General features: G+C 72.2%; 13 protein-coding genes. 4 read left to right on the forward strand and 9 right to left on the reverse strand.

The features are described from left to right. Positions 1-25 precede the first annotated feature (25 nt). Entirely contained in the window at positions 26-925 is a 900-nt protein-coding gene (locus ACFY5C_RS20480) for an ABC transporter ATP-binding protein (protein WP_389446158.1), read from the reverse strand. Next, entirely contained in the window at positions 918-1,841 is a 924-nt protein-coding gene (locus ACFY5C_RS20485) for an ABC transporter permease (protein WP_389446160.1), read from the reverse strand. The genes ACFY5C_RS20480 and ACFY5C_RS20485 overlap by 8 nt, the downstream gene beginning before the upstream one ends. A gap of 176 nt (positions 1,842-2,017) precedes the next feature. On the opposite strand from ACFY5C_RS20485, the gene ACFY5C_RS20490 reads away from it, so the two are divergent. Continuing rightward, a complete protein-coding gene (locus ACFY5C_RS20490) occupies positions 2,018-2,656 on the forward strand; it encodes a TetR/AcrR family transcriptional regulator (RefSeq protein ID WP_389446162.1) in 639 nt (212 codons plus the stop codon). 80 nt (positions 2,657-2,736) lie between these two features. After that, positions 2,737-3,381: a response regulator gene (locus ACFY5C_RS20495; protein ID WP_389446164.1), complete on the forward strand. Its 645-nt coding sequence runs from the start codon at positions 2,737-2,739 to the stop codon at positions 3,379-3,381. Between the two features lie 49 nt (positions 3,382-3,430). On the opposite strand, the gene galE is transcribed toward ACFY5C_RS20495, so the two are convergent. Further along, entirely contained in the window at positions 3,431-4,411 is a 981-nt protein-coding gene (gene galE / locus ACFY5C_RS20500) for a UDP-glucose 4-epimerase GalE (RefSeq protein ID WP_389446166.1), read from the reverse strand. Positions 4,412-4,500: 89 nt separating this feature from the next. Further along, positions 4,501-6,207: a glycosyltransferase family 2 protein gene (locus ACFY5C_RS20505; protein WP_389446168.1), complete on the reverse strand. Its 1,707-nt coding sequence runs from the start codon at positions 6,205-6,207 to the stop codon at positions 4,501-4,503. Between the two features lie 119 nt (positions 6,208-6,326). Here ACFY5C_RS20505 and ACFY5C_RS20510 point away from each other — a divergent pair, with 119 nt between their 5' ends. Continuing rightward, entirely contained in the window at positions 6,327-7,925 is a 1,599-nt protein-coding gene (locus ACFY5C_RS20510; RefSeq protein ID WP_389446170.1) for a hypothetical protein, read from the forward strand. On the opposite strand, the gene ACFY5C_RS20515 is transcribed toward ACFY5C_RS20510, so the two are convergent. Then, positions 7,915-8,382, reverse strand: coding sequence for a MarR family winged helix-turn-helix transcriptional regulator (locus ACFY5C_RS20515; RefSeq protein ID WP_389446171.1), 468 nt, complete (start codon positions 8,380-8,382; stop codon positions 7,915-7,917). The two genes, ACFY5C_RS20510 and ACFY5C_RS20515, sit on opposite strands and share 11 nt — an antisense overlap. A 120-nt stretch (positions 8,383-8,502) precedes the next feature. On the opposite strand from ACFY5C_RS20515, the gene ACFY5C_RS20520 reads away from it, so the two are divergent. Continuing rightward, positions 8,503-8,916: an organic hydroperoxide resistance protein gene (locus ACFY5C_RS20520; RefSeq protein WP_389446173.1), complete on the forward strand. Its 414-nt coding sequence runs from the start codon at positions 8,503-8,505 to the stop codon at positions 8,914-8,916. Between the two features lie 19 nt (positions 8,917-8,935). Here the strand turns inward: ACFY5C_RS20520 and ACFY5C_RS20525 are convergent, their stop codons facing one another. From ACFY5C_RS20525 to ACFY5C_RS20540, 4 genes are all read right to left on the reverse strand, one after another. Then, entirely contained in the window at positions 8,936-10,588 is a 1,653-nt protein-coding gene (locus ACFY5C_RS20525) for a hypothetical protein (RefSeq protein ID WP_389446174.1), read from the reverse strand. A gap of 86 nt (positions 10,589-10,674) precedes the next feature. After that, positions 10,675-12,915 (reverse strand): CDP-glycerol glycerophosphotransferase family protein, encoded by a 2,241-nt coding sequence (locus ACFY5C_RS20530; protein WP_389446176.1) that lies wholly within the window; start codon positions 12,913-12,915, stop codon positions 10,675-10,677. A gap of 9 nt (positions 12,916-12,924) precedes the next feature. Further along, the gene (locus tag ACFY5C_RS20535; protein ID WP_389446177.1) at positions 12,925-15,126 is read right to left on the reverse strand and encodes a CDP-glycerol glycerophosphotransferase family protein; all 2,202 of its coding nucleotides are present in this window, start codon (positions 15,124-15,126) and stop codon (positions 12,925-12,927) included. A gap of 179 nt (positions 15,127-15,305) precedes the next feature. Continuing rightward, positions 15,306-17,588 carry a CDP-glycerol glycerophosphotransferase family protein gene (locus ACFY5C_RS20540; RefSeq protein WP_389446179.1) on the reverse strand — a complete coding sequence of 761 codons (2,283 nt, stop codon included), beginning with the start codon at positions 17,586-17,588 and terminating at the stop codon, positions 15,306-15,308. Positions 17,589-17,721 lie beyond the last annotated feature (133 nt).

Consider the following 17,721-nt stretch of genomic DNA (forward strand, 5'->3'; position numbering starts at 1 on the left):
TGAAAGGGTGACCTCTGGTTGGGCCTCACGAGGGAAGAGCGGCAGCGGCAGGGGCCGCCGCGGATGCCGGCTTCGGCTTGGCCTTCGGGTTCGGCCTGGCCGACTTGTCCCCCGTGAAGGCCTCGTACTCCTTCAGCACGTCGTCCGCCGGCCCGTCCATCCGCAGCTCGCCGCGCTCCAGCCACAGCACGCGGTCGCAGGTGTCCCGGATCGACTTGTTGTTGTGGCTGACCAGGAACACGGTGCCCGCGTGCTTGCGCAGCTCGCGGATCCGGGCCTCGGAGCGCTTCTGGAAGGAGCGGTCGCCGGTGGCGAGGGCCTCGTCGATCAGCAGCACGTCGTGGTCCTTGGCGGCGGCGATGGAGAAGCGCAGGCGGGCCGCCATGCCGGAGGAGTACGTGCGCATGGGGAGGGTGATGAAGTCGCCCTTGTCGTTGATGCCGGAGAAGTCGACGATCTCCTGGTAGCACTCCTTGACCTGCTCGCGGGACATGCCCATCGCGAGGCCGCCGAGGTGGACGTTGCGCTCGCCGGTGAGGTCGTTCATCAGGGCCGCGTTCACGCCGAGGAGGGAGGGCTGGCCGTCGGTGTAGATACGGCCGTTCTCGACCGGGAGGAGACCGGCGACCGCCTTCAGCAGGGTCGACTTGCCGGAGCCGTTGGTGCCGATGAGCCCGATCGCCTCGCCCCGGTACGCCACGAAGGAGACGTTCCTGACGGCGTGTACCTTGCGCACGCCCGACGCCTTCTCGGTCTGCTTGCGGCGCATGATGCGGTTCAGGGCGGCGGTGGCCGAGCCGCGGCCGGCGCCGGTGCCGTTGACGCGGTAGACGATGTCGACGCCGTCCGCGATGACGGTGGGGACCTGCTGGGCCCGCTGGGCCGACAGGATCTGCTCTTGTGCGAGCTGTGCGTTGTCAGCCACGGCCGTACGTCTCCTCAGCCTTCCAGAAGTAGATGAAGCCGCCGACGCCGGCGAGCAGCGCCCAGCCCGTCGCGATCGCCCACACGTGCGGCGGGAGCTGGCTCGCGTGGAAGCTGTCGATCAGCGCGAAACGCATCAGGTCGATGTAGACGGCCGCGGGGTTGGCCTGCAGGGCCCCGGTCAGCCAGGACGGCCAGTCGGTGTGCTTGGCCATCATGTGGCTGATGCTGAACATCACGCCCGACGCGTACATCCAGGTGCGCAGCACGAACGGCATCAGCTGGGCGATGTCCGGTGTCTTCGCGCCCATCCGGGCCATGATCATCGCGATGCCGGTGTTGAAGACGGACTGCAGCACCAGCGCCGGGATCACCAGGACCCAGGAGGCGGCGACCGGGATGCCGAAGAAGAGCAGGATCACGACCAGGGCCGCCATCGAGAACAGCAGCTGCTGGAGCTGCTGCAAGGCGAAGGAGATCGGCAGCGCGGCCCGCGGGAAGTGCAGGGCGCGTACGAGGCCCAGGTTGCCGGAGATCGCGCGGGTGCCGGCCATGATCGAGCTCTGCGTGAACGTCCACACGAACACCCCCGTCACCAGGAACGGGATGTAGTCCGGCACCCCCCGGCTCGTGCCGAGCAGCTTGCCGAAGATGAGGTAGTACACCGCCGCGTTCAGCAACGGCGTCATCACCTGCCAGAGCTGGCCTAGTTTCGCCTGGCTGTACTGCGCCGTGAGCTTGGCGGTGGAGAAGGCGCCGATGAAGTGCCGGCGCGCCCACAGCCGGCCCACGTACTCGCGCAGGGAGGGGCGGGCCCCGCTGACCGAGAGACCGTGCCGGGCGGCGAGGGCCGCGAGGTCGGCTTCGTAGGGCGGGGCGGGAGCCGTGGGGGGCGGTGTGTGGAGGGCCTGGGTCACATCCGCTGCTTTCGCTCGGGGGGAGGGGGTGCGAGGAGGAGGGCTGCAAGGAGGGTGGCGGGGCGGGTTCTTACGCTTCTCTTCACGAATTCTTACGTCGGGACGGCACCGTATCGTCGCAACGTGAGCGTAGATCTTCGGTACGTCGGAACGCAACCGTTTCGTCGCGACGGCCTATGCTGTTCCGCATGACGACGAACGCCGACCGGCCCCAGACGAGTCCGCGCCGCCGGACCCCCGCCGGGGCGGCGGTGCTCCGGGAGGACGTGACGGAGGCCATCCGGTCGGCCGTCTTCGAGGAACTGGCGTCGGTCGGCTACGCGCGGATGTCGATCGAGGGCATCGCGCGCCGCGCGGGCGTCGGCAAGACCGCGGTCTACCGGCGCTGGCGTTCCAAGCTGCACCTGGTGCTCGACGTGGTGTCGGCGGTGGCGGTCATGGGGCTGCCGACGCCGAACACGGGTTCCCTGGAGGGGGACCTGCGGATGCTGTACGAGGTGACCTCGCGCGCGTTGCGTCACCCCGTCGTGTCGCAGATCATCCCCGACCTCCAGGCCGAGGCGGCCCGCAACCCCGAGATCGCCGAGGCGCTGCAGAAGGCGCTGGAGCAGGGGCAGGAGGGGGTCGCCAGCAAGATCCTGACCGGGGCGCAGGGGCGTGGCGAGGTACGGGCGGGCTTCGACAACGAGCTCGCGCTCGACCTGATCTCGGGCCCGTTGTACTGGCGGATGGTCGTGGCCCGGAGCCCGAAGCTGCCCAAGGGCTACCTGGACGCGCTGGCCCGGGCCACGACGCAGGCGCTCAAGGCGCTCTGAGTAGGCTGCGCGCAGCGACCGCCGGTCGAGCGAGGCGGTGCCACCGCGGGCGCGGTGACCGAAGCAGAGGCGGAACTGCCGTGAGAGTCGTGATCGCCGAGGACAACGCCCTGCTGCGCGAGGGCCTCGTCCTCCTCCTGACGTCGGCCGGACACGAGGTCGTGGCCACCGCCACCACGGGCCCCGAGATCCTGCCCGCACTGCAGCAGCACCGCCCCGACGCCGCCGTGCTCGACGTGCGGATGCCCCCGGACTTCCGCGACGAGGGGCTGCGCGCCGCGCTCGCCGCCCGCAAGGAGTTGCCCGGGCTGCCGGTCCTGGTGCTCTCCCAGTACGTCGAGGAGTCGTACGCCGCCGAACTGCTCGCCGGCGGCGCGAGCGGGCTCGGCTATCTGCTGAAGGACCGGGTCGGCCGGGTGGACGAGTTCCTCGACGCGCTGGAGCGGGTCGCGGCCGGCGGTACCGCCCTGGACCCCGAGGTCGTCACCGAACTCCTGACCCGGCGCCGCGACTCCCCGCTCGATTCCCTCACCCCGCGCGAGCGCGAGGTCCTGGCCCTCATGGCCGAGGGCCACGACAACGCGACCATCGCCAAGAGCCTCGTCGTCACCGAACGCGCCGTCCACAAGCACATCGGCAACGTCTTCCTCAAGCTGGGCCTGCCGCAGAGCGACAGCGGTCATCGCAGAGTTCTCGCGGTGCTGACGTACCTGAACAACTCGTAGGCAGCCGGTAGTGCGCAGTGGGGCGCCGAAGCACCCCCGCGCCCCCGAGTCACCTCCGGGCCGCCCCCGGATGCAGCCGGACCCACCCCTCCCAAGCCGACGCGATCATGTCCTGTACGTCGTGCTTGGACTTCCAGTCCAGCTCGGTGGCGATGCGGTCGGCGGAGGCGACGACGCGGGCCGGGTCGCCGGGGCGGCGGGGGGTGACGGTCGGCGGGCGGTCGTAGCCGGTGACGGCGTTGACCAGGTCGATCATCTCGCGGACCGAAACGCCCTCTCCGCGGCCGATGTTCAGGGTGAGGGAGTGACCGGGGGAGGACTGCAGGGCCCGCGCCGCGGCGACATGAGCCTCTGCCAGGTCGACGACGTGGATGTAGTCACGGATGCAGGTGCCGTCGGGGGTCGGGTAGTCGTCGCCGAAGATCCGAGGGGGCGCGTTCTGCGTGAGCTTCTCGAAGACCATCGGGATGAGGTTGAAGACGCCGGTGTCGGCGAGTTCGGGGGCGGCCGCGCCCGCCACGTTGAAGTAGCGCAGCGACGCCGTGGACAGGCCTGTCGCGCGGCCCGTGGCCCGGACCAGCCACTCGCCGGCCAGTTTGGTCTCGCCGTACGGCGACATCGGCGCGCACGGCGTCTCCTCCGTCACCAGGTCCACGTCCGGCATGCCGTACACGGCCGCCGACGAGGAGAAGACGAAGGACCGTACGTTCGCCGCGGTCACGGCTTCCAGCAGGACCCGCAGGCCCTCGACGTTCTCCCGGTAGTAGTGCAGCGGCAGGTCGACGGACTCGCCGACCTGCTTCTTCGCCGCGAGGTGGACGACACCTGTGATGCGGTGGGCCGCGATGGCGCGGGCGACGCGCTCGCCGTCCAGGGTTGAGCCGACGACGAGCGGAACGCCGTCGGGAACGCGGTCGGCGATGCCGGTGGACAGGTCGTCGTACACCACGGCGTGTTCGCCCGCCTCGGTCATCGCCCGTACGACGTGCGCTCCGATGTAACCGGCGCCGCCGGTGATCAGCCAGGTCATGTGCGGCCGTTCCCCTCGTCAGTGGGCCCTGTGGTCATCCGTGGTCTGCACTGCTGGTCTGCGCTACTGGTCTGCGCTACTGGTCTGTCTCAAGTGTGCGTGTGCCAGTGAAGCAGGCGGCGGAGTCTGCTGCGGACCACAGACATAACTCCCCGTGAACCGGGGGCCACGCGCAGTGCCAGCGCTCCGGAGTGTGTGACGTACGGCTGTACGAGTACTACGGCGTGACCGGCTCCGACCACCGCGCGTCGGCGAAGCGAACCGGCGCTCGTGAGGGCGTGCGCCGTGACCTCGCGGTACGCGCCGCCCTGGAAGCGCACACGCAGCCGGAGATCCCATGTGCGGGATGCTCCGGACGGCCCGGACGGCCCGGGTGCTCCGCAGAACGCGGCCCAGCGGACCGTCGTCTCGGCCGACCACACCCCGTCGGGCGAGGGCGAGGACGAGGACGAAAACGGGGACGGCGGCGCGGGCGTGAGCGCCACCCTCGTACGCGGCCCCGCCGCCCGCCCCGTCTCCCGGCACCGCCACTCCAGCTCCAGCGCCTCGGGCCCCGCCTGCGCCACCCTGCCGTACAGCTCGTGCAGGCGGAGCCGGAGGAGGGCGCTGCGCGTGCGTGGGTGCAGTTCCGCGTCGACGGCCAGGGGGAGGAGGCGGACGGGGCGGGCGAGCAGGGCGTCCAGGGTGGGTTCGGGGAGGTCGGCCGACCAGACGGGGGTGCCGTCGCAGGCGTGGGCGTACGGCGGCAGGAGGCGGGCGGGGCGGGAGGCCAGGTCCCTGAGGCGGGGCAGGTCGCGGGGCTCGGGGGAGGCCAGGACGACGCGGCCGATGAGGCGGCCGGGGGCGGTGGGGTTGTGGGCCCAGTCGGACGCGTCGTACTCCGCGAGGTACGCCCGCGTGTGCGTCCACCACGCCCGCTGGTAGTGGGCGTCGTGCAACCCCAGCTCGCGCGCGTATATCCGCACCTCGTGGTCCAGGAACTTGGCGCGTGCCGCCCGCGCCAGCTCCTTCTGCCCGGCGCCCAGCAGGATGTCGTACGCCAGCCGGCTCGCCTGCGTGCGTGCCCGCCAGTTGGCGATGTCGGCACGGTCCAGGGAGATGGACAGCCGGTCGGCCGCGCGGCGCACGTGCCAGACGTAGACCCGGTCGGGGACGAGGGCGATGCGCGGCCGGGCGGCGAGCACGCGCGCGGTGAAGACGAAGTCCTCGTAGGGGAAGCGGCCTTCGGGGAAGCGGATGCCGTGCCCGCGCAGGAAGTCGGTGCGGTACAGCTTGTTGACGCAGAGCGTGTCGTGGACCAGGCGCGGGCGCTGCGCCGGCCGCTCGAAGACGGCGTGCGAGGCGTAGAGAGGCGCCTGCCATGGCACCTCGCGCCGTCCGGGTAGCTCCCGCCGCACACACAGGCCGCTCGCCACCTCCGCACGCGCCCCCCTCGCCGCCGCGAGCAGCGCGTCCACCGCCCCCGGCGGAAGTACGTCGTCGCTATCAAGGAACATCACGTAAGGCGAGGTCACCCGGTCGAGCCCGGTGTTGCGCGGGCTGCCGCAGCCGCCGCTGTTGACCCGGCGCCGGACCACCTTCACGCGCGGTTCGGCCGCGGCGAGACGGGTGAGCACATCGACGCTGCGGTCCGTCGAGCAGTCGTCGACGGCGACGACCTCACGGACGACGGGCCCCTGCGCCAGCGCCGAGCGAACGGCGGTCGTCACGTGTGCGGCGTCGTTGTAGCCGATGACGATGACGCCGACCTGCGGGTCGTGCGCGGTGCGGCCTGCGGGAGCGGTGTGAGGGGGCATCAGGGTCCCGGTTCACTGTGGTTCATGACCGCGAGATCGTATGCCGGGTGAGTGGCATATTCGCGGTGATACGCCGTCAATGACCTATAAGTATCAGTTAATAGTACAAACTCCTTCTCGTGGTGATCGGGGACCGGGAGCCGAGGAAGAGTGATCGCGAGGGTGATGCGGCCGCGATCGTCGCCGTGTGTGTCCCCGTGGCCGTCATGCTCGGGCTCGGGCTGTGGGGGCTCGACCGCGACGGCATGTGGCGGGACGAGGGAGTGACCTTTCAGGTCGCGCGGCGGTCGGTGCCGGAGATCCTGCGGCTGGTGCAGGGTGTGGACGCCGTGCACGCGCTGTACTACCTGCTCATGCATGCGGTCCTGGCCGTACATCCCGGCGAGATCGCCCTCCGGCTGCCGTCGGTGCTCGGGGCGGCCGCGGCGTCGGGGCTGATCGCGGCGCTCGGGGTGCGGCTGGCACGACCGAGGGTGGGGTTGTGGGCCGGGCTGCTGTACGCGGTGACACCGCTGGTCGGGCACTACGCCCAGGAGGGTCGGTCGTACGCGCTGGTGACCGCCGGGGCGGCCGGAGCCACGCTGCTGCTGGTGCGGAGGGTGTGGTGGGCGTACGGAGTGGTCCTCACGGTCACCTGCCTGCTGCACGAGCTGGCCGCGCCGGTGGTGTGCGCGCATGCGGTGACGTTGGGGGTGGCGCGGGCGCCGAGACGCGTGTGGGCAGCGTGGGGATGTGCCGTAGCGGCCGCCGGGATCGCCCTGCTGCCGTTGCTGGTGGTGTCACGGGCGCAGGCCGGGCAGGTGGGGTGGCTGCCGGTGCCGGGGTGGGGCAGTGCGGGACGACTGCTGCGGGAGTTCGCAGCCGGGCCCTCGGGGGTGGTGTTCGGGGTGTGCGTCCTGCTGATGGTGGCGGGGCTGGGGGCGGGCCGGGTCGCCGGGGTCGCGGTGCCGTTGCTGGTGGTGCCGCCCGGGCTCCTCATCGCCGTGTCGCAGGTCCGGCCCATGTACGACGACCGGTACGTGCTGTACGCGCTCGCGGGGGCGCCGTTGCTCGTGGCCGCGGGGGCGGATCGGCTGGCCGGCCTCGTGTGCCGCGTGGGGCCTCACGGCGACCGCCCCGCCGGCATCCTCGCTCGCCTGCACCGGGGTGGTCCTGCCCGCAACGCCGACCGATCCCCGCGCGTTCCCCTGACCCCCCTCGCCGGCGCCCTCGCCATCACCCTCGTCTTCCTCCATCACCTCCCCCTCCACCGCCAGGACCGCTCCCCGGCCCACCGCCCCGACAACCTCGCCGCCACCTCGGCCTACGCCGCCCGGCATCTGCGCCCCGGCGATCCGGTGCTGTTCGTGCCGTCGATCGGGAGGCGGGCGGTGCTCGCGTATCCGAAGGGGTTTCGGTGGGCGTGGGACATCGCGCTGCGCCAGTCCGGGCCGAGGTCGGGGACGCTCTACGGCCGTGAGGTCGGGGCCGGCGAACTGCGGCGCAGGCTTGCCTCGGTCGACCGGGTCTGGGTCGTCGCCGAGCCCTACGCGCTGAACTCACCCTGGTATCCGCGCAACCCCACCGAGCGCGTCAAGCTCACCGTCGTGGGCGAGGAGTTCCGGCCGCTGCCGGAGGGGCCGCCCGGCGCTCCGCTGCGGCTGTACGTCCGCCGCCCGGCCGCCGAACACATGGCACACCTGGCCGCGGAGCGTGCCGCGCAGTCCCCTAACCGGTAGCCCCCTCCACCGCCGCCGCGTCCAGCGCCGAGGTGAGCTGGTCCAGCCGTGCCCGCAGCTCGCGGATCTCGTCGACGTCGAAGCCCGTCGCCGCGGCGATCCGGCGCGGCACCTGCAGGGCCTGCTCGCGCAGCGCGGTGCCCTCCTCGGTCAGCCGCACCTCCACCGAGCGCTCGTCGCGGGCGCTGCGCTCCCGGCGTACCAGGCCGGCCGCCTCCAGCCGCTTGAGCAGCGGCGACAGGGTGCCGGAGTCGAGGCGCAGGTGTTCGCCGAGCTTCTTCACGGGCAGGTCGCCCTGCTCCCACAGCACCAGCATCACCAGGTACTGGGGATAGGTGAGCCCGAGGTCCTTCAGGACCACGCGGTAGACGCCCCCGAAGGCGCGCGACGCGGCGTTCAGGGAGAAGCAGATCTGCTGGTCGAGGCGGAGCCAGTCCGCCGTGGGCGTGCTCGTCATGACTCCAGGGTAGCTCGTGCCCGTCATTCAGTTGTGTGCAATTGAATTGCGTGCTCTACTTGTCGTCGTCGGCGGCCGCCAACGGAGCCGCCGGAACGTGACTTGAGAGGGATGGTTTCCATGGACGCGCTCTACACCGCTGTCGCCACCGCCACCCACGGCCGCGACGGTCGTGCCGTCTCCAACGACGGCAAGATCGACCTGAAGCTGGCCCCGCCGGTGGAGTTGGGCGGCAACGGCGAGGGCACGAACCCGGAGCAGCTCTTCGCCGCCGGCTACGCCGCCTGCTTCGGCAGCGCCCTCGGCCTCGTCGGCCGCCAGGCGAAGGTCGACGTCTCCGACGCCGCCGTCACCGCCGAGGTCGGCATCGGCAAGCAGGGCGAGGGCTTCGGCCTGAAGGTGACGCTGCGCGTGGAGCTGCCCGACACCCTCGACGAGACGACCGGCCGCAAGCTGGTCGAGCAGGCCCACCAGGTCTGCCCCTACTCCAACGCCACCCGCGGCAACATCGACGTCGACCTCGTCATCGAGTAACCCCACCCGACGGCGGCGGTCACCCGATCCGCGCCAGCACCTCCCCCGTGTCCCGGCTCCACGCCACCACCACCGCCTCCTCCGGCACCCGCTTCCACCGCGTCAGCAGCAGCCAGCGCGCGTGGTAGCGCCGGGCGACGGCCGTGCGCTCGGCGCGGGTCGACGCGGGGGAGAGGTAGGTGCGGACATCGGCGAGCCGGCGTTCCCGCTCCCGCTCGTCCAGGGCGGGGTCGGGCCAGATCGGCGCGGCGAGGTTCGGCCCGTACCCGGGGATGGAGCGAGGGGCGTAGTGCCCGTCGGAGATCACCACCTCGCCCTTCCCGACCTGCCGTGCCACCCAGGCGTACGACGGCCACAGCGAGGGCTGTTCGAGCCCGATCGGATCCACGGCCCGCGGCACCACCGCCCCGCCCTGCACGGTCAGGAACCCGACGCAGGCCCCGGCGACCGCGGCCCCACCCAGCACCCGGCGCGCCCTGCCCCACGGCCGGGGCGCCGCCAGCTCCACGGCCAGGGCGAACTGCAGCGGCACCAGGGTGAGCCCGAGGATCCTGCCGTAGGTGTAGTGGCCGCTGACCCAGCCGTACGCCACGAGCAGGCAGTCGAGGGCGAAGAGCAGCACCAGCGGATCCCGCCGGGAGCCGCGCCGCCATCGCAGCCACAGCGCCGGCAGCCCCAGCAGCGCCAGCCAGAACTGCCCGCCGAGCTGCTCGTACAGCCGCTCGTGCATCCAGTCCACGCTGTCGTCCCCGGCCAGCGCGAACACGTCGAAGTACGGCCAGGACCAGGCGAGCAGCACCGCCGTGCCGGTCATCACCCCCCACCGCACGGCCAGGGCGCCCCGCTGCCCCCGAAGCCACCCCCGCTGCCACCCCGCCACGAACGCCACCGCGCCCAGTGCCGCGGCCGCCGCGGTGATCGGATGGATCAGCAGGATCAGCCCGTAGAGCACCCCGATCCCCGCGTACCCGGCGAGCCCCGGGAGTCCGCTCGGTCCGACGTACCGGACGAGCCCCTGCTGCCGGCCCTCCCCCTGTTCCTGCCCCTGTTCCTGTCCCTGGCCCCGCGCCCGCGCCCCCGTCAGCGCCCACGCCCAGAAGGTGAGGCCGATGGCGAAGGCCGAGGGGTAGCCGAGGTTCCCCGTCATCGACATCAGGCTCAGATAGCCGCTCCACCAGGCCCGCTCGGTCCCCCACAGCAGCGTCATCGCCCCCAGTGCGAGCACCGGCGCCCACGGCCTCGGCGTCAGCACGCGCACGAAACGGCCGATGCCGGTCAGCAGCACGAGCAGGTTCAGTGCGCCGGTCAGTCGCACCACCTCCCAGCCACCCAGCCCCGTCAGCCGGGCGAACACGCCCTGCGCGACCGCGTACGGCGAGTAGTACGGGCTGCCCGCGCCCGGCAGGTCCGCCATCGGGTGGCGCGGGTGGAGCAGGTCCGCCTTCAGGCGTTCGACGACCGCCGCGTGCTGGCCCGCGTCGCAGCACAGCGGCACGGCCCAGTACGCCAGCAGCATCACCAGGTAGAACAGGAAGCCGTAGACCTGGTACGGCGTCGGATGCCAACTGCGGCCGCCGCGCAGGGCACTCGCGCCACGCACGGTCCTCCGGACGAGGACACCGACAGCGGCGCCCGCGGCTCTGGTCGTGGAGGTTGTGCTGGTTTGAGGCATTTGCCGTATGTTCCCGGCAAGGTCAACGCCTCTACCTCACTTCACCTCATCGAGTGAGCCGGCCTGGAACCCGTCGTGGGAACGCTTCAGCGGGCATCCATGAGCGACGACCTCGCCGCCGCCGGCGCAGGCACCCGCTCGACCCCGCCCGGCCGCTCCGGCATCCGCTCACCCAGCATCACCGTGCGCACGACCCGCTCCGCGGCCAGCCCGTCGTCGAACTCGCAGAACCGCTCCCGAAACCCCGCGCGCAACCGCGCCGACTCCCCGTCCTGCCACGTGCCGGACGCGAAGAGCCACGCCAACTCCCGGTACGAGCGCGACACATGGCCCGGCGCGTCGGCCGTGATGTCGAAGTAGGCGCCCCGGCTCGCCGCGTACGCCCCCCAGTCGTCGGCGTGCACCACGATCGGCCGGTCGAGGTTGGCGTAGTCGAACATCAGGGCGGAGTAGTCGGTGACCAGCACGTCGGCGGCGAGCAGCACGTCCTCGACATGCGGTTCGTCGGTCGCGTCGATCAGCACGCCGCGCCGGTGCAGATCGGCCAGGCCCATCCCGCGGGCGGTGCCCTTGGCGAGCGACGGATGCAGCCGTACGACGAGGGTGTGGCCCGTGCCGAGATCCCGGGCGAACCGGGCCAGGTCGATCCGGTCGACATGGCCGCCCCGGCGGTACTCGCGGCGGGTCGGCGCGTACAGCACGACGGTGTCGCCCGCGGGGACACCGAGCCGCGCCCGCACCTCCGCACCTGCCCCGGGGCCCGCGTTGACCAGCACGTCGTTGCGCGGGCTCCCCGTCCTGAGCGACGTGAAGTGGCACGGATACGCCCGCTCCCACGCCAGCTCCGAGTGCCGGTTGGCCACCAGGCTGTAGTCCCAGCGGTCGGCGCGCCACAGCATCTTCGGCACGTCGAAGCCGTGCCGGGCGCCGGGCTTGGTCAGCAGGTCGGCCGCCATGTACTTGAGCGGGGTGCCCTGGTGGGTGTGGACGTGGACGCTGCCGGGGCGCTTGGCCAGGGTGCCCGGCCAGTTGACGTTGTTCACCCAGTACGTGGCCCGCGCCATGACCTCGTGGTAGCGCCGCGAGCCGGGCGTCACGAAGTCGATGCCGGGCGGCAGCGCGTCCACGGCGTCCTCCTGGACCACCCACACGCCCCTGATGTGCGGGGCGACCTCGCGGGCCTTGGCGTGGACCGCCGCCGGATCTCCCAGCACCCCGCGATGGGAGAACGCCGAGTAGACGGCCAGGTGCGGATCGAGCGGGAGCTTCGACTGGGCGGCGTACCAGGCGCGTCGGGCCCGGTTCGACGCCGCGCGTGTCACGCGCCGCTTGCCGTGTCCCGCAGCCCTGCGTACATCGCGCAGGCCGCGTGCGACGGCGTACGACGGGTAGGAAGCCGTCGCCAGCAGCCGCATCTCCTTGCCGCGCCAGCCGTCGGGCGGCGTGAAGCCCTCAGGAAGGTGGCGGGCGTGGAAGGAGCGGATCTCGCGGTAGAAGTCCCGCCGGTCCGCGGGCCGCACCCGGTCCTCGCGCGCGAGCACGAACAGCATGTGGTCCAGGGCCCGTTCGAACAGCAGCGGGCGCGCCCACGCCAGGTCCGGGCGCTGCGCGAGGAACGCGAACAGGCCCTCGTACTGCGGGAAGATGTCGAAGTGCCGCCGCCCCGGCGTCTTGGTGATGGCGCCCTGCCGGCGCTGCCGGTACTCGACCCCGATCCGCTCCAGACCGGCGATGCGGTCGGCCAGCACCATCGAGCGGTAGGTGACGGGCGCGTCCTCGTACAGACCCGGCGCATAGCGCAGCTCGTGCCTCAGGAAGAAGTCCCGCCGGAACGCCTTGTTCCAGGCGACCAGGAACAGATGCAGATACTCCGGGTTCTCACGGACGTTGAAGGTGCCCGTCCCGGCCGCGGCCAGCAGGTCGGCCGCCGTACTGCGACCCCCGAGGCCCCACCAGTGGGTGCGCACATGGTCGAAGACCAGGATGTCCGGTTCGTCGGCCGCCTCCAGGCGCGCGGCGACGGCCGCCAGCAGGCCCGGTGTGTACCTGTCGTCGCTGTCGAGGAAGAGGACGTAGTCGCCGCTCGCCTGCTCCAGACCGGCGTTGCGGGCCCGGCCGAGGCCGACGTTCTCCGGCAGGTGCAGCACACGCACGCGTGCGTCGCCCTCGGCGTAGGCGTCCAGGATGGCCGGGCAGCCGTCGGGGGAGCGGTCGTCGACGGCGATCACCTCGAAGTCGGCGTACGACTGCCCGAGCACCGAGTCCAGGCACTCCCGCAGGAAGCCCTGCACCTTGAAGACGGGGACGATGATGCTGAAGCGGGGCACGTCGGTACCTCAGTTCCTTACGAGGGTCGTCGCGGCGGGGGCGGGGATGCGCTCGGCGAGAGGGATCACCGGCTCGATCGCCTCGGGCGGCTCGCCCAGCAGTACCCGGCGTACGACGCGCTCGGCGGCGCGTCCGTCGTCGAACTGGCAGAACCGTTCCCGGAAAGCGGCGCGCAGGGCCGCGGCCTCCTCGTCCGCCCACGAGCCGTCGCGCAGGACGGCCGCCAGCTCGCCCGGTGTCCGCGTCACCCGGCCCGGCGGGGCCTGCATCAGGTCGAAGTAGACACCTCGCAGCTCCCGGTAGACGTCCCAGTCGTCGGCGTACACGACGATCGGCCGGTCCAGGTTGGCGTAGTCGAACATGATCGACGAGTAGTCGGTGATCAGCGCGTCGGCGGCCAGGCACACGTCCTCGGAGGAGCGGTGCGCGGTGACGTCGATGATCCGTCCGGTGCCGCGCCCGGCTCCCCGGTCGTAGAAGTAGTGGGCGCGCAGCAGCACGACGTACTCGTCGCCGATCTCCTCGCACAACGCCTCGAGGTCGAGGCTCGACTCGAAGCCGGTCGCATGGTCGCGGTGCGTGGGCGCGTAGAGCAGAGCCTTCTTGCCCTCGGGGACACCGAGTTCGCTGCGGATGCGGGCAACGTCGACGGCGGTCGCCGTGTAGTAGACGTCGTTGCGCGGATAGCCGTACTCGAGGGTCTCGTGCGCGGCGGGATAGGCGCTCTCCCACATCTGAGTCGAGTGAGGGTTGGAAGAGAGGTTGTAGTCCCAGCGGTCGACACGGGCCAGCAGCTTGGCGAAGCTGCCGGTCGCCGCGGCCACCACGGGGTACGTCGCCTGGTCGGCGCCCATCTTCTTCAGCGGGGTGCCGTGCTGGGTCGACAGATGCACGCTGCCCCTGCGCTTGACCACGGCGTCCGCGAAGTTGGCGTTGTTGATCAGGTACTTGGCCCGGGCGAGGACGTCCCAGTACCTGCGGCTGCCGATGACCGCGTACTCCACCCCCTTCGGCACGGTGTGCGCCTGCTCGGCCTCGACCAGGAACACCGAGCGCAGATGCGGGGCGAGCTCCCGCGCCTTGGCGTGGATGGCGGCCGGGTTGCAGACGTAGCCGCGGCCCCAGTACGCGCAGTACACGGCGAGGTTGCGGTCCAGGCGGCGGCGCAACTGCCACCGGTAGCGCAGCCGGGTGCGCAGCCCGCGCGGCCGCGGCACGCCCAAAACCGCCCGAGTCGCCGCCCGGTTGGCGCCCCGCAGCGCCCGGAACGCCGCGTACGCCCCCCTCGCCAGCAGCCGGTGCTGCACACCGAGACTCCCGGCCGGCACCCGGAACCCGGCCGGCCGGTACCGCCGGTAGAGCCCGCTCGCCCGCCGGAAGAAGGCCCGGCGCCGGCGCGGCAGCCGTCGCGGATGGGCGGCCGTCTTCAGTACGGCGGTGAAGAGCTGCTCGAACAACGGCCCGAGCCTGCTCTCGCCCAGCCCCTGCTCGACGGCCTGCGCCAGCACCAGCTCGGCCTGGTCGAGCAGCTCGAAGTGGTGCTCCCCGGGCAGGTTCAGCCGGTTGCCCTGCCGCCGCAGCAGATGCCGTACGACGACCTGGCGCAGCACCGCCATGCGCTCGGCGCCCAGCACGACCAGGCCACCGAAGCCGACATCGGTGAAGTGGCCGTCGGGGAAGGGCAGTTGCCGCGCGGCGAGGAAGGCGCGCCGGTAGGTCGCACTCCACGCCGGGAGCTGGACCCCCGTCAGCTGTGGAGCCTGCTCGGGCGCGAACACCGTGCCCGGCGTCCGGGCGAGCACCAGCGCGGCCGGGTTGGTCGGCTCGCCCACCCACCACGGGGTCCGCTCGTGCTCGAAGTACAGGACGTCCACGTCACCGGTCTCGCTCAGCCGGGCGTCCAGCGCCGCCAGCGCGCCGGGCACCAGCTCGTCGTCGCCGTCCAGGAACAGCAGCCAGTCGCCGATCGCCGCCCGCAGCCCGGCGTTGCGGGCCCCCGCCAGACCGGCCGCCGGCGGCGAGCTCACCGGCGCCACCCGGCAGTCCCGCTCGGCGTACCCGGCGGCGACGTCCGCCGCCGGGGAGTCGGCGGCGTCGCAGACCGGGATCAGCTCGAAGTCGCCGAAGGGCTGGGAGAGGACCGAGTCCAGCGCCTGGGACAGCCGGCCCGCGACCCCATGGGACGGAACGATGATGCTGAAGCGGGGCATACTGCTCTTTCTGTCGATGTTCCGGCGGCCGGGTTCCTCAGCAGGCCGCGTCCCGCCTGAAGCCGGCGCGAGTGCGGCCGGGCCGCCCGGCCGGACGCCAGGTGGGCGGCCGGCTCGGCGTGGGCCGCGACGGGCTGGAGGGCATGGGAACTCCTCTTCCGTTTCCTTGAGAACGGCGTTCAGAGGCTCTCGGTGACGGTCCGGCGCCCCGCCGGTTGCGGCACGGTCGCGAGCGGCGAGTGCGCCAAGGACGCGGCCGGCGACGGCACGGGGTGGCGCTTGCCGAGCGGCACGACGGGCGGACAGCAGGTCTCGCCCAGCACCACATGACGTACGACCCGCTCGGCGGCACGCCCGTCGTCGTGCGGGCAGAACCGCTCGCGGAACGCCGACCTCAGCTGGGCGGAGCGCGAGCCGCGCCAGTGGCCGGAGGCGAAGATGTCGATCAGCTCGTCCTCGCCGCGCGCCACCGCGCCCGGCGGGAAGGAACGCAGGTCGAAGTAGGTGCCGCGGGCCGCCTCGTACGCCTCCCAGTCGTCGGTGTGGATCACGATCGGCCGGTCCAGGTTGGCGTAGTCGAACATGATCGACGAGTAGTCCGTGACCAGGGCGTCCGAGGCCAGGCACAGCTCCTGGAGGCTTGGGTGGCCGGTGACGTCGATGACGCGGCCGGCGGTGGGTGTCAGGGGGCCGCCGTGCCGCGGGTCGGCGCGGGCCAGGACGACGAAGCGGGGGCCCAGGCGGCGCAGGACGCGATGCAGGTCGAGGGTGGTGCGCTGGGTGCGCCGGTAGTCGCGGTGGGCGGGCGCGTAGAGGATCACGACCGCGCCGTCGGGGATGCCGAGCTGCTCGCGGATCCGGGCCACGTCCGCCGAAGTCGCCTGCTGGAACACGTCGTTGCGGGGGCTGCCGTATTCGAGGGTCGTGTAGCCGCCCGGGTGCACCCGCTCCCAGGTCAGGGTGGAGTGGCGGTTGGCGGACAGGACGTAGTCCCACTTGTCGACGTCGTCGAGGAGCGCGTCGGCGTCCATGTCCCCTGCCGCGGCGGGTCGTTCGCTCAGGTCCAGGCCCACGTGGGCGAGCGGGGTGCCCTGTTGGGTTTGCACGAGGACCTGGCCGGGGCGCTTGACGAGGCGGCGGTCGAAGCCGTCGTTGTGGATGAGGTACTTGGAGCGGGCGAGGGCCGTCCAGTAGGCGGCCGTGTCGGGGCGCAGGCGGCGCGGGCCGGACGGGGCGGTGTCCTGCTCGGCGTCGGCGTCGGCGTTGGCGTCCGGGTCGGCGATCCAGGCGGTGCGGATGTGCGGGGCGTGCGCGCGGAACGCCTGCTCCAGGGCGCCCGGGCTGTCGCCGGGGCCGCGGACGCCCCGGGCGGCGAAGGCGGCGCGGTCGGCGCGCAGAGGGAGGCGTCGCTGGACGCGGTAGTGCAGGCGCAGGGCACTGCCGCGCAGGCCCTTCAGCAGGCGATCGGCGAGTTTGCGGGTCCGGCGCAGCAGGGCCGACGCCAGCTGCAGGGCGCGCCATGTGCGGTGCAGGCCCAGGCGGACCAGGCCGTGCCGCAGGCGGTTGCGCGGCGGGACGGGGGCGCCGGGGGAGCGGTAACGGCGGTAGTGGGTACGGGCCTTGCGCAGGAACGCACCGCGGCTGCGGCGCGGGAGGCGGTCGCGGCGGGCGAACACCACGACCAGGTGGTCGACCATCCTGCGGAACAACAACGGGCGCCACCTGGCCAGTTCGGGGTTCCGGTCGACGTACGCGAAGACGCGGTCGTACTGCTCGAAGATGTCGAAGTGCCGCGGACTGACCGTGCCGAGGATCGCGCCCCGGCGCCGCTGCCGGTAGTGCACGCACACCCTGTCCAGGGTCGCGATCGACTCCGCCGTCATCAGGACCGGGTACGTCCAGGGCGTGTCCTCGTAGTAGCCGGCCGGGAAGGCGAAGCCCTCCTTCTCGACGAACTCCCGCCGGTACGCCTTGTTCCAGGCGACCATCAGCAGCCGCAGCAGCCCCGGACGGTCCGCCAGCCGGAACGGCGCCGGGCCCTCCTCGGTGAGCTGGGCGGCGGCCTGGTTGCGGATCGTCTCGCCCGTCCAGAACGTGCGCGCGTAGTCGTAGACCAGGACGTCCGGCTCACCGGTCTCCTTCAGCCGGTCCGCGATCTCGTGCAGGGCGTCGGGGGTGAGCGTGTCGTCGCCGTCGAGGAAGACCAGGTAGTCGCCGGTGGCCTCCGCCATGCCGGCGTTGCGGGCGGGGCCCAGTCCCCGGTTCTGCGCGAGGTGCACGGGGCGTACGCGCGGATCGAGGGCCGCGAACTCGTCGATGATCGCGCCGCACGCGTCCGGCGAGCGGTCGTCGACGGCGATCAGCTCGAGATCGGGGTACGACTGTGAGAGCACCGATTCCAGGCACTCGTGCAGGTACGCCTGAACCTTGTACGCGGGGACAATGACACTGAACCTGGGCAAGGGACATCCACTGGGTCGGCCGGGGCGGTAGGCGGCGACAGCGCCTTGCCCGGCAACGGCCAATGGAGTGACTTGGTTACGCCGCGGTACGGCATACGGGGGATCATGAATGAACGTGCGGGGGCGGACCGAT

Origin of the sequence: Streptomyces sp. NPDC012935 (assembly GCF_042900345.1) — a bacterium.
Classification (GTDB): Bacteria; Actinomycetota; Actinomycetes; order Streptomycetales; family Streptomycetaceae; genus Streptomyces.